Origin of the sequence: Blautia sp. AM42-2, from assembly GCF_003480245.1 — a bacterium.
GTDB lineage: Bacteria > Bacillota > Clostridia > Lachnospirales > Lachnospiraceae > Fusicatenibacter > Fusicatenibacter saccharivorans.
Genome location: NZ_QUIM01000023.1, coordinates 1 through 12,781, shown reverse-complemented (window position 1 = coordinate 12,781; position 12,781 = coordinate 1). Strand labels below are relative to the sequence as shown.

Genomic DNA, 12,781 nt, shown 5'->3' with positions numbered 1-12,781 from the left:
TGTAAGCGTCCAATAAGAGGGTGTATCGAAATTTCTGGCTGTTGCATGTAAACTATTGATTAGAGTTTTGGGAGTTGACTCTAAAAACTCTAAATCTAATCTAAGGAGCAGGCTTATGGATCTTTCTTCTTTGACTCCAGACAAACAGGTGAAACTTCAATACTGGCTGGATGTAATACGGCAATGCAGGGCCTCCGGACTGACAAATCAGATCTGGTGTGAACAACACGATATCTCTTTGAAAAGTTATTATTACTGGCTTTCCAAAATTCGAAAGCTTGCCCTGGAAGAACTGCCCCGCAAGAAAAACGGCATCCACATGTGTACAGACCAACAGTCAACTGCTTTAACGGAATCCCCGGCTGAGTTTGCGGAGCTTTCACTTCCGGACAGAAACATTTCCCGTTCCACTCCTGCAGCCATACTTCATATCGGATCCATAACAGTGGAACTTTATGAAGGCACATCTGCCCAGATGCTGGAAAACATTCTGAAAGCCGTGCAGTCATGTTAGGAGAGCTTTCCCATGTGGAGAAAATCTATATCCGATGCGGCTACACCGATATGAGGAAGCAGCTCAATGGCTTGCTGGATATCATCCAGTACAACTTCAAACTGGATCCTTACAGCAATTCCTTATTCCTGTTCTGTGGAAAGAGGGCTGACCGGATCAAAGCAGTCCATTACGAGGGAGACGGTTTCTGCCTTTTATACAAACGGTACGAAAACGGACGTCTCCAATGGCCGCGGACCGGCGAAGAAGCAAAACAGATTTCTGATCAGCAGCTGCGCTGGCTTCTGGAAGGTTTGAACCCGGAGCAGCCAAAGGCGGTTCAGAAATGGCTCCCGCATAAGTCTGAAAATACTGAAAATCCTTAGAAATGCTGGGAAATCTGGCGATTCTATGGTATAATAATCCTATCGAAGCGAAAGGGTTTTCAGGTTATGTCAGCTACGGAACAGGAGTATAAAAATCATATCAAAGAACTGGAACAGCAGGTCCGGCTCCTGAAAGAGCAGGTTGATTTCCTGACCCGTAAACTTTATGGAACAAAATCCGAGAAGACATCTACTCTCGAAATCGAGGGGCAGATGTCTCTTTTTAATGAAATCGAAACCTGTGCGGATCCTGATGCACACGAACCGGAGCTTGTTGAGATAGAGAAGCACCTACGTAAAAGGAAGTACACCGGTCAGCGGGAAGAACTGGTAAAAAATCTCCCTCACAGCAAAGTACTCCATACCATAGATGAAAGGGAACAGATATGCGATAACTGCGGGAGTACGATGGTGAAAGTAGGGGAAGAATTCGTCCGCACGGAAGTACAGTTTATCCCTGCAAAACTCAAGGTGATTGACCATTACCGGGAAACGTATGAATGCAGGTCGTGCCGGAAAAACGGAACTCCTTATATGGAGAAGGCTCCGGTGCCATATCCTCCCGTCCTGCATTCTCTGGCATCTGCATCTACCATCACCTGGCTCATCCACCAGAAGTTTGAATTAAGCATCCCGCTGTACAGACAGGAAAAAGAATGGGAGGCTTTGGGATTACGTTTAAGCAGAGCGACTATGTCAAACTGGCTTCTGGTTGTCTATCGGGACTGGCTTGTACACATCGTCCACCGTCTGAAGCTGGAACTTCTGAAACAGAGATACCTTCATATCGATGAAACACATGTACAGGTGCTGAAAGAACCGGGACGGAAAAATACGTCCGATTCCTATATGTGGGTTTACTGCAGCATCAGAGATGCTGTAAATCCCATCCGCTACTTCGAGTACCAGCCGGGACGAAGCGGGAAATATCCGGAAGCGTTTCTGAGGGAATATGAAGGTTATATCCATACAGACGCTTACTCTGGATACAATGCAGTTTCAGGAGTAAAAAGATGTCTTTGCTATACGCATCTGCGCCGGGCTTTCGTGGATGCGCTCCCAAAAGACATCCATAATTCGGAAGCATCAAAACCTGCGGAAGCAATCCTCCGTCTGAATCAATTCTTTAACATAGAGTCAGAGTTGGAGGCGCTCCCTCCTGATCAGAAGAAAAAAGAACGTCTTATCCGCGAGAAACCGCTTCTCGAGGCTTTTTGGTCATGGGCAGAAAAAAGTGCCATCGGAGAGCTGCCGAAATCCAAACTTTCAAAAGCTTTTCATTACGCCTTAAATAACCGTGAAGGTTTTTGGAATTATCTGGAAGACGGGAATTGTTCCATCAGTAATTCGCTTGCGGAAAACTGTATCCGTCCCTTTGTGATCGGCAGAAAGAACTGGCTGTTCTCCGGCAGTCCGAAAGGGGCGGAAGCCAGTGCAGGAATCTATACACTGGTAGAGACAGCGAAAGCGAATGGGCTTGCCCCGATGAAATATATAAAATATATCCTGTCCGACATGCCGGGGAGTGCTTTTCTTGAACATCCTGAATATCTGGATGATTATCTGCCTTGGAATCCTCTTGTAAAAGAATTCTGTCGATAACCGTTGACCTTTTAGTATAAAAGGCTGACGGTTATTTTTCTATACACTGTTTTATTTGACGCTTACTTTCAAATCATAAAGGAAAGGAGGTGAGATTGATGAAACCGTCTGACTTCCAGAAAACAGTTCAATGTCGTTTTGAAAGTTGTTTAAAGAAAGTTGTCCGTAGTGTCGTGAAAGATTATTACAAGGAATTAAACCGTCGTAAGAATAAAGAAATATCTTTCAGCGAATTGCCAGATGTCCTTGTTGATAAAATGGCTGTTTGGGACGACTACGAAACAGATTATACAATCTTTTCAGTATGTGGCATTGATATTCGTGTCCTTGATGATGAATTGGCAGAAGCCTTGAAGAAACTTCCAGAAAGAAAACGCAATACTCTGTTGATGTATTACTTCTTGGAAATGACAGAAAGTGAAATTGCCAACTTGCAGAAAATCACGCAAAGCGGTGTATTTAGAAACCGACATCACGCTTTGGAAACTATGAAAAAAATACTCAAGGAGGAACATTAGAAAATGAAACAGTTATTTAAGAAACCGTCTTATTACTTGATTTCATCAGCTATGGACGGAAACGAAAAAGCGATTGAAAAATTACTGGCATTTTATGACCCTTATATATCAAAGTGCTGTTTGCGTTCACTTTATGATGAATACGGCAATGTTTATATCGTTGTAGATATGGAATTAAAAGGACGTATCAGAGAAGCACTTATCAAAATGATTTTAGGTTTTGATATTGAAGATATGGACTTAGAACCAGAAGAATAAGCAGTTTTTAGCGGAGCATGATTTAATATCCCCCTCTTTCCTGCTCTGCCACCTGCTTTTATATGAAAGCAACACGCTTTCACCACAGCTCTTTGACAACTGAATAAAGCAGACAGATACGTTTGTGAGATGGCGAGCCACGGGGACTGTACGCCACGACCTTTTCAAAAGAAAGCGAGCGACCCACGCAGTGATCCGAGAGCGACTGTTGGAAAAGTTGTTTTGCCACGACCTATCCTCACAGAATAATGATACGTCCGCATGGTGCGGTTCTGCCCACAAGAATGGGAATAGTTGAGATACTAATGGAGCTTTCCAAAGCCGTCTGCCTGCTTGTAAAAAACGACACACAGTAAAGGGGGGTGCATAGATTATGAACAATACTGATGTGCCTATTTGGGAAAAATATACGCTGACGGTTGAAGAAGCGTCCAAATACTTCCGCATTGGCGAAAAGAAATTGCGTAAATTAGCCGAAGAAAATCTTGACGCTGGCTGGGTTATCGTGAACGGCAACCGTATTCAGATTAAGCGAAAACAATTTGAAAAAATCATAGATACATTGGACGAAATCTAATGTCATTGAGCCGTAGATATGGTATAATAAATATAGCGTATCACGGCTCGTTCCATGACGGAAAGGAGCTTTACACTATGTCTAATGTAAAACGAAAAGACAGTAAAAATCGCAATTTGCGTAATGGAGAGAGCCAGCGAAAAGACGGAAGATACGTTTATAAATATACCGATATATACGGAAAGCCACAATTTATCTATTCTTGGAAACTTGTACCGACAGACAAGACACCTGCTGGAAAGCGTGATGATATATCGTTGAGGGAAAAAGAAACACAGATTAAAAAAGACCTTAACGACGGTATCGATACAGCAGGCGGTAAAATGACAGTCTGCCAGCTCTACGACAAGAAGAACAGCCAAAGAAAGAACATCAAGAGGGCTACTGAAAAAGGACGACAGTATCTTATGAACGCTCTGAAAAATGACCCATTGGGTATGAGGGCGATTGATACTGTTAAGCAGTCGGACGCTAAAGAATGGGCTATCAGAATGAGCGAAAAAGGATACGCCTATAAAACGATTGATAACTACAAGCGTTCCTTGAAAGCGTCATTTTACATGGCGATACAAGACGACTGTATCAGAAAGAACCCGTTTGAATTTAAGCTAAGTGATGTTCTGGAAGATGATACGGAGCAGAAAGTTATCCTTACACCAGAGCAGGAAGAACGCCTGCTTGCCTTTATGGAAAAGGATAAGATTTACAGCAAGTATTATGATGAGGTTGTGCTTCTGCTGGAAACGGGACTTCGTATTTCTGAATTTTGCGGACTAACGACGCATATTGATATGCAGAACAGAATACTCAATATAGACCACCAGTTATTGAAAGACAGCGAAATCGGCTACTATATTGAAACGCCAAAGACCAAAAACGGAAAACGAGAACTTCCATTGACAGAACGGGCTTATCAAGCAATCCAAAGAATACTAAAGAACAGAGGAAAGGCACAACCGTTGATTGTAGGTGGTTATAGCAATTTCCTATTCTTGAACCGTGAGGGCTTACCTAAAGTTGCAGGAAACTATGAGGGCATGGTGCGAGGACTAATTAAGAAGTATAACAAGTATCACACGGACAAGTTACCGAACATCACACCACATTCATTCCGACATACTTACTGTACGAATATGGCAAACAGAGGAATGAACCCAAACACCCTGCAATATCTTATGGGACACGCTAACATAACCATGACACTTGGCTATTATGCACACGGTACATTTCAATCTGCAAAAGCAGAACTGGAAAGACTGGCTTGTTAATATCGGAGCTTATATTTACTACTCATTTACTACTTTTGGTTGCATTTTCATGCTGGTAAATGCCAGCTTATGCAAGGTATCTTCCAAAAAGAAAATACCGATAAAGCCCTAAAATACGGGATATATCGGCATTTACCAACTTATGAAAAGATAATCAGAAATTTAGTAAGTTTTTATATAAAAAAAATTACATGTTTTTGTGAAAAAAATATTTATGTGAATTTATAATGAATAAAAACTGAAAATATGTACAAAAAGCACATTGAAAAAAGAAGAAATATAGATATAATGTAAGTATGTAGACGAAAAAGAAAAGCTGAACAAGACTATTTGCATATGAAAAATAAAAAAAACGATGGAAAATATGTAATTATAGATGACGGGACAGCAGGGGGGCTGTTTCTGAGTGAGAATGAATACTATGTTGATGAGAATAAAAAAGTTGTTTTGTGCAATTCTGAAAAAAAGATAATCTGTTTAGAAAGAGATATAAACTAACACATGGCGATAAGTGTTATAGTATCATCAAATATTTTTGCCCAGAGGTAGAATTTATCTCTATAAAAATTATGGAAACAGGGGAAAGAGGTAGCATTGATTCATTCAAAGCGGCGTTAGAATGGTGCTTAAAAGAAAAGATAAAACTTGTGCATATGAGTGTTGGAACAACAAATTATATAGATGCAAAAAAGATAGAAAATATTATAAAACAAATGGTTTCTAATAAAATGATATTATGTGCAGCGCTATCAAATACAAACTTTCCTACATGGCCGGCATGCTTTGATGGGGTTTTCGGGGTAAGAAATTATATTGCTAAATTGCAGGAAAAAGAAATTTCGGTGTCTAAATCATTTCCTTTTTCGGAAATGAATTCGATACAGTTAAATTTTGATGACGTTTTAAAGAAGATTGTTGGGAAAGAATACAAATCAAATAGTTTTGCAGCTCCGATTATTACTGTGCTTTTGATATGTTATTTAAGGAAAAATAAAAAAGGTTCATACCAAGATGCAAAAAAATTTATTATGAATCATATAAACAAATGTATCTATGAAAAAGAATTGGAATGGAATGGGATTGTGAATAATAAAGCGTGGTCGCGAGTTTTGAACAAAAAAAGATGTGTTTTTTAAAATTAATTGACAAGGAAAGGGATTTTGAGCATTTGAAAAAAATATCAGTTGTTGATATTAAAAGTGATTCTCAAATAGAAAAATTGAGCGATAGGATTATTTGGACACTTGAAAATTAAACATAAGCTTGTCGCATTTTGAAATATATAGGGGGAAGAAAGAATATGTTGAAAAGAGCAAGCAGAAAATTAAGAAGTACTCCTGCGAAAACATTGATGTATATCATACTGTTTTTAGTACTTTTCCTGGCGATATTTTCTATGCTGATGATTGGAATTGCAAGTGGAAATAAAGTGAAAAGAGCACAGGAAACATTGGCCAACTCTATTACTCTGCGCGGGCCGGCCGAGGGAGAAGCTGGAAAATCATGTACTGTATATGCGATCCCGTCCGCAATCGTAGAAAAGTTCATTGACAGCAATTATGTTCAGGGGTACACCATGGAAGCGGGAACATATTGGCTTGATCCGGTGGATACGGAAACATATATCAGCGAGGAGACACAACAGCGCCTAAAAGGTTATCTGAAAGATTCAGGCATGTATACGATGACGGCTGTTGGAACACTGGACTGCGCATACGATACCTATTTTCTGGCAAAGGGTTACAGGATTGTGGAAGGAAGCGGACTGAGCTACGGAGAACGGGGCAAATATGAAGCTGTGGTAGGAGAAAAATACGCCGAAAAAAATCATCTCCATGTGGGCGATACTGTTAAATATAAAATGGAGCAGGGAACGATCGAATACTATAAAGTAAGTGCCCCGGAAGAAATTAGTTTCAAAATTCGAGGCATTTACAGAACTCCAGAGGTTTATCAGTCCGATTCCGTTGTGAATGACTGGCACAATAATTTAATTTTTATTCCACTGGATATTTTCTGTGAGTATTCTATGAAAGCATTAAAAATTCAAAATGTGGGATTTAATACAGTTACGGTCTATTTGAAAGATACAAAATCAGTTGAACCATTCATAGAAGAAACAAAAAACAAAATAAAAATAGGAAGTGTGGATGATGTTGTACAGACCGATGAAAATGGAATACGTTCCAGCGTAAAGCCAATGGTAATATCACAGCAGGATTTGGAATCTGGAGAATGGTCCTATCAGTTGATTCGAAACAAGGAATGGTATGAGATGGTTGCGAAACCTGTTGAAAAATTGAATCGTCTGATAGGATATATGATCGTAGGATTTGTGACTGCCGGAATTTTACTGTTCGGCATTCTGACCAGCCTGTCAGTCAAAGGGCGAAAACGTGAGATTGGAATTTTACTTTCGATGGGGGAACACAGAAAAAGGATTTTAGGACAGTTCGTTTTGGAGAATTTGGTTCCGGTTTTGATTGCCCTGGTTTTTGCGGCGCTGTGTGCGACACCAACAGCAGAGTATTTCGCAGATCGGATGATTTCGAATCAGGCTGAGAAAGTGGAGCAGGAAAATGAAGATCTGTCGGGAAATATTAAAAACGCGCTCCCGACAAGCGAAATAGCTGCGTATGAATCAACGGGAGTAACTGTTGATACGGATTTGTCCATTGAGTGGAACTGGAAAATCATGACGGGGATGATTCTTGGTATTTTAGATCTTTTCCTTTTGATATTAATTCTGCAAGTCGGCAAAATAACTAGAGAAAGCCCGGCATCTATATTGCTGGACAGAAAGTAGGTGTTCATGAAGAAAAAAAGAATGATAATGATCGTAGCGATGGTTCTGGTGCTGGTATGGCGGGAAGACGTTTTTGCAGTGGAATCTGGAACGACACAGGTTTCGCTACAGGCAGACTGGCTCCAAGAGGGAGATTACCAGTATAGCGTGGAAGAAGATGAAACTGTAACTTTACGAAACTATATCGGGACGGAAAGCGTGATTGTCACACCGAAAGAAGTAGGTGGGAAAGAAGTGACGAGAATCGGAGATTCCTGCTTTTTGAGAAAAACGGATCTTCGGGCAGTGCAGATATCCGAAGGCATTGTTGAAATCGGGGAATCTGCCTTTGCGGAAGATGGTCAGTACAGTGATACAACTGCTGGGTTTATCAGCATTGTAATGCCAAAAACACTAAAAAAGGTAGGAAAAAGCGCATTTCAGGGAACTAGAATCACACAGATTTATTTTTATGATGGTTTAGAGAGCATTGGTGATAATGCCTTTATGTATTGCTCTTCTTTGTCAAAAATACGGATTCCAGATAGCGTGGAGAAAGTAGGACAATTTTTATTTTTGGGAGCTGGAAAACCCTATGAAGAAAGTCAAGATAGTGCGATGAAGATTTTTGGCGGAAAAATAGCGGAAGAACTTGCAAAAGATAATCAAAGAGCCGAATATGGTGGTGAAGAAATGCAGGAAATTTCGATCCAGTATTGGCTTGAGAAGAAGGAGAATGAAACGAAAGAAGAGGTTATAGGACAAAAATATTTTGATAAAAATGATACAGGCTTTGAAAAAGTATTTTTTAAGGCTCCTTCGAGTGGAGAAAAGCAAAGTGGGAAAATAGTCTGGATGGACATATTTCTTGGGGTGTGTATGGTTGGACTAATAGGAATCAGTGTTTGCTTAAAGGATTAAAAATATTATATTTGTGAACAATGAAGAAAATAATAGAGAATAATAAATGTTTATATTTTTTAAAAGAGTTACTCAAATATAAAAAAGAAATAGGTATTTTGAGTATAAGCACTATTGTTTCTACAGTAACTGTATTTCTGCAACCATTATTGATAAAACAGATCACAGACATCGGAATACTCGAAAAAAATATGCCCCAAATTGTTAATGGAGTAGCCGGTTTATTTGTTTGTGTGCTGGTATATTTAATGATTGAAGTTGTGCAGGCAAAAACTTTTGCAGAAATACATAATTCATTCTATAAGAACTTGTATTGCAATGTATTTCGAAAATTATTGCATTTAAAAAAACATTATTTTCAAATGAAAAATAGTATGGAAATAGTGCAAATGTTACAATGCGATGTATCTCAGGTTGCGTCTATGACAGATAGATATGTAGTGATGAGCTTTTCGTATGTTTTTCGTGTAATTAGTGGACTTGCTGGACTTATGCTGTTGAGTCCTGAACTGTTTATGTTACAAGACCGGTAAATAGTTTAATTGATCTGCGTATGCATTTTGCAAGTGTCAAACCGTCCGCTGAACGACTTTATACATTTTTGAATATGGAAGAGGAACGAAGTGGAAGTAAAAGAGTGGAAAAAGAGATTTCGCCAATATTAGAATTTAAAAATGTGAGATTTCAGTATACAAAGGATAGGGAAGTGTTAAAGAAAGTATCTTTTAAACTTGAGCCGGGAGAAAAAGTGGCTATTATTGGAAAAAAATGGAAGTGGAAAATCAACAATTTTGGAATTACTATTACGATTTTATGAACCGGAAGAAGGAGAAATTTTATGTAATGGTGAAAATATAAAAGTGCTAAAATTATCAGAATACCGAAGCCTTTTTTCTGTTGTGAGTCAGAAATCAGCGTTGTTTTTGGGGGACATTGTGCAGAATATAGATTTGGAGGGGAAAGCAGACAGACAAAAACTGAATGAGGTACTAAGGAAAAGTGGCGTGAAAAAATACTTGCAACGTTTTCCAGAAAAAGAAAAAACACAAATAGGAGATGATGGAGCATTTCTTTCAGGAGGAGAAAGACAAAAGCTTGTGGTTGCACGGGCACTATTGAAAGATGCGCCGGTTATGCTTTTTGATGAAGCGTCCAGTGGATTTGATGTAGAAGCCAATGAATATCTTTATAAAATTATAACAGAAGAAATGCCGGAAAAATCTGTGATTTTTATTACACATCATTATGATAAACTGGAAAAATGTAGAGGCGACTAGATTATAGTAGAAAGGAACAATATGGCAGAACTGGAATTAAAAGAGGTAAGCTATTTTTACGAGAGCGGCGGAAAGAGAATTGATATTTTGGATAAAGCCAGCTATTCATTTGAGAAGGGTACTCTTTACACGATTGTTGGTCCTTCTGGATCGGGGAAAACAACGACGCTGACTTTGGCGGGTGCGCTGGAAGAACCTAAGAGCGGCTGCGTGTGCTTTGAAGGAAAAGATATCCGGGAAATTGGCTATACAAGATATCGAAACAGCAAGATTGGAATTGTGTTTCAGGCGTATAATCTGCTGCCTTATCTGACCCCGCTGGAGAATGTGCTGGCGGCAATGGAAATTACGTCAAATCCGATTAAAAACAAAAAAGAACGGGCGCGGGAACTTCTGACACGAATGGGAATTACAGAAGATCAGATGAAACGCAATATCAATAAACTTTCAGGAGGCGAACAGCAGCGCGTAGCGATTGCGCGTGCGATTTCGACAAATGCAGAGGTGATTCTTGCGGATGAGCCGACGGGAAATCTGGACGTTGATACGGCGGCTGGCATTGTGAAAATTTTCAAAGAGCTGGCTCATGAAGATAAGAAATGTGTAATAGCAGTTACACATTCGGAAGCATTTGCCGCGGAGGCAGATGTGGTGGTACGGCTGGAAAAGAAAAAATTGCAGGATTAAACATGGGGGGGAGGGAAAGTTTTTATGAACTGGATCAAAAGAGCATTTCGCAGTATTTCCTATCATAAAAAAAATACAATTCTGATGTTTTTAAGTTTCCTGATTTTATCCATCCTGATCCTGTTTGGCTTATGTATCCGCGCGGCAAGTCGGGAACGGATATGGGAGATTCGGACGAGCATCGGAGGAAGCGTGCTTGTATCGAATGAGCGTCAGATATACAGTGAAGAGCCGCGCGGTGTGAATTCGATTTCACATCAAAAATATTTGGAACTCTGCGCTGATGAAAGAATTCGGTTTGGCAGCTGTAATACGGTGACAGCTGCTCTGGCGGATAACTTTACAGCTGAAATTATGGACGGACAGGAAGAAAATGGAACAGAAAATATTTATGTGGAGGGATCATCTGATCCTGTCGAGTATTTTAGTTCTGTTTCTTCTGTAGTTACACTGATTTCGGGACATGTACCGCAGAATGCAGAAGAAGCGGTAGTCAGTGATGGGATTGCGGAACGGAATGGACTGGGAATAGGAGATACCATAGCTGTTCTTTCACCATACACAAAGGAGCGGTATACATTTAAAATCAGTGGTATTTACAGTACGAACGAGGCAGCTTACAGTGGAAATGCGGTATATAATAACCCAGCAAATGCTATCTATACCCTGGATACACCAGTTTATGAGATGAATGAAAATGATAATGTAAAAGAAATTACATTGCAGTTGAAGGACCCGGAAGAAGGAAGAGCGTTTGCTGAAGATGCGAAAAAAATGCCGGAATATATCAAAGAAGAATATGATATGGACTATACGGTAAATGTTTCAGCTTATAAAGCGGTGGCCGACAGCCTGAAGAGCCTGGCAGGGATTTCGAATCTCATGGTGATAGTTTCCGTGATCCTTGGAACTATCACATTAAGTTTTTTGATTCTTATGAATTTGCGGGATCGCATGTTTGAGATTGGCATTCTTCTTTCTGTTGGAGAAACAAAGATGCGGATTATGCTGCAGATGTTGATGGAATCTTTTTGCCCGGTATTGCTGGCAATTACAGCGGGGGTAATTTTTTCTTATCCTTTGGCGAATGTGATAAAAATAGCTGTAGATCTTTCGAACGGTGTGCAGGCTGCAATTAAGACACAGCAGATTATAATATTGTATCTTTGTGGAATGGGGGTTGTGCTGGCTTCTTCTATGGTTATGGTATACCAGATTGTACGATATCAGCCGAAAAAGATTTTGATGATGGAGTAAAAAAAAATAGTCAGATAAAATACTGAATATGCAGAATTGACCGTATTTTTCTAAAAATAAGAAAATTCGAAAAAAGGTGTTGACTTTTGCTTTCGGGGGTGTTATTATAACTAAGCTGTCAGCGAGAGCTGCAGTGAATGAGTTCTTTTGAAACAGAAAAACCTAGTTCGGAGCCGGGTGGCTGCCGCGGGTTGTCAAAACTGCTTCAAAAAACTTGAAAAAAGTTCTTGACAAAAGCAGATGAGTTTGATAAAATAAACGAGTTGCTGATCGAAAGAACAGCAAAGAAGTTCGGAAGAGCTTCGAAAAATAGATTAAAAAAGTTCTTGACAAACGAAAAGCTATGTGATAAAATAAATGAGCTGATCCGAGTCGGAACGGCAGAGATCCTTGATAATTAAACAGTGAAACACATCCTCGAAAGTTCTGAATAAGTAATTCAAAACGATCGAAAGATCCTTTAAAACAGTAAAAGGGATAAATTAGCTAGTATGTTGATTTTGAACTTGGAACAAATCTCGCAAGCGAAGCTTGCAAGATGAACGCGTAAAATTCGCCTGTGCAAGCACGTGAATTTCTAAACGCGCACATTTTATCAGAGAGTTTGATCCTGGCTCAGGATGAACGCTGGCGGCGTGCTTAACACATGCAAGTCGAGCGAAGCAGTTAAGAAGATTCTTCGGATGAAACTTGATTGACTGAGCGGCGGACGGGTGAGTAACGCGTGGGTGACCTGCCCCATACCGGGGGAT

At 39.8% G+C, this 12,781-nt stretch carries 15 protein-coding genes and 1 rRNA gene; all 16 read left to right on the top strand.

The window, feature by feature from the left end; genetic code table 11:
* Positions 1 to 115: 115 nt before the first annotated feature.
* The gene (tnpA, locus tag DW915_RS15265) at positions 116 to 514 is read left to right on the top strand and encodes an IS66 family insertion sequence element accessory protein TnpA (protein WP_005422927.1); all 399 of its coding nucleotides are present in this window, start codon (positions 116 to 118) and stop codon (positions 512 to 514) included.
* A 14-nt stretch (positions 515 to 528) separates the two neighbouring features.
* Entirely contained in the window at positions 529 to 879 is a 351-nt protein-coding gene (gene tnpB / locus DW915_RS15260; protein WP_158526524.1) for an IS66 family insertion sequence element accessory protein TnpB, read from the top strand.
* A 66-nt stretch (positions 880 to 945) separates the two neighbouring features.
* Positions 946 to 2,481, top strand: a complete 1,536-nt coding sequence (locus DW915_RS15255) for an IS66-like element ISRob1 family transposase (protein WP_055267960.1) — start codon at positions 946 to 948, stop codon at positions 2,479 to 2,481.
* Positions 2,482 to 2,579: 98 nt separating this feature from the next.
* Positions 2,580 to 2,999 carry an RNA polymerase sigma factor gene (locus DW915_RS15250; protein ID WP_003061815.1) on the top strand — a complete coding sequence of 140 codons (420 nt, stop codon included), beginning with the start codon at positions 2,580 to 2,582 and terminating at the stop codon, positions 2,997 to 2,999.
* A 3-nt stretch (positions 3,000 to 3,002) separates the two neighbouring features.
* Positions 3,003 to 3,257: a helix-turn-helix domain-containing protein gene (locus DW915_RS15245; RefSeq protein ID WP_002322727.1), complete on the top strand. Its 255-nt coding sequence runs from the start codon at positions 3,003 to 3,005 to the stop codon at positions 3,255 to 3,257.
* A 373-nt stretch (positions 3,258 to 3,630) separates the two neighbouring features.
* A complete protein-coding gene (locus DW915_RS15235; RefSeq protein WP_002322728.1) occupies positions 3,631 to 3,834 on the top strand; it encodes an excisionase in 204 nt (67 codons plus the stop codon).
* Positions 3,835 to 3,911: 77 nt separating this feature from the next.
* Positions 3,912 to 5,102: a site-specific integrase gene (locus DW915_RS15230; protein WP_003062094.1), complete on the top strand. Its 1,191-nt coding sequence runs from the start codon at positions 3,912 to 3,914 to the stop codon at positions 5,100 to 5,102.
* A 336-nt stretch (positions 5,103 to 5,438) separates the two neighbouring features.
* Positions 5,439 to 5,600 carry a hypothetical protein gene (locus DW915_RS15825; protein WP_158581079.1) on the top strand — a complete coding sequence of 54 codons (162 nt, stop codon included), beginning with the start codon at positions 5,439 to 5,441 and terminating at the stop codon, positions 5,598 to 5,600.
* Positions 5,601 to 5,671: 71 nt separating this feature from the next.
* Complete coding sequence (locus DW915_RS15225; RefSeq protein WP_118742422.1) at positions 5,672 to 6,238, top strand: hypothetical protein; 567 nt, start codon at positions 5,672 to 5,674, stop codon at positions 6,236 to 6,238.
* Positions 6,239 to 6,498: 260 nt separating this feature from the next.
* Positions 6,499 to 7,908: an ABC transporter permease gene (locus DW915_RS15220; protein ID WP_158554998.1), complete on the top strand. Its 1,410-nt coding sequence runs from the start codon at positions 6,499 to 6,501 to the stop codon at positions 7,906 to 7,908.
* Between the two features lie 6 nt (positions 7,909 to 7,914).
* Positions 7,915 to 8,808 carry a leucine-rich repeat domain-containing protein gene (locus tag DW915_RS15215; protein ID WP_022463281.1) on the top strand — a complete coding sequence of 298 codons (894 nt, stop codon included), beginning with the start codon at positions 7,915 to 7,917 and terminating at the stop codon, positions 8,806 to 8,808.
* Positions 8,809 to 8,828: 20 nt separating this feature from the next.
* A complete protein-coding gene (locus DW915_RS15210) occupies positions 8,829 to 9,341 on the top strand; it encodes an ABC transporter transmembrane domain-containing protein (RefSeq protein WP_022463282.1) in 513 nt (170 codons plus the stop codon).
* A 198-nt stretch (positions 9,342 to 9,539) separates the two neighbouring features.
* Positions 9,540 to 10,085, top strand: a complete 546-nt coding sequence (locus tag DW915_RS15205; RefSeq protein WP_118742421.1) for an ATP-binding cassette domain-containing protein — start codon at positions 9,540 to 9,542, stop codon at positions 10,083 to 10,085.
* A gap of 21 nt (positions 10,086 to 10,106) precedes the next feature.
* On the top strand, positions 10,107 to 10,772 hold the full coding sequence (locus DW915_RS15200; protein WP_022463284.1) for an ABC transporter ATP-binding protein: 666 nt from the start codon (positions 10,107 to 10,109) through the stop codon (positions 10,770 to 10,772).
* A gap of 24 nt (positions 10,773 to 10,796) precedes the next feature.
* Positions 10,797 to 12,029, top strand: coding sequence for an ABC transporter permease (locus tag DW915_RS15195; RefSeq protein WP_022463285.1), 1,233 nt, complete (start codon positions 10,797 to 10,799; stop codon positions 12,027 to 12,029).
* Between the two features lie 592 nt (positions 12,030 to 12,621).
* A 16S ribosomal RNA gene (locus tag DW915_RS15190) occupies positions 12,622 to 12,781 on the top strand; the annotation flags it as partial.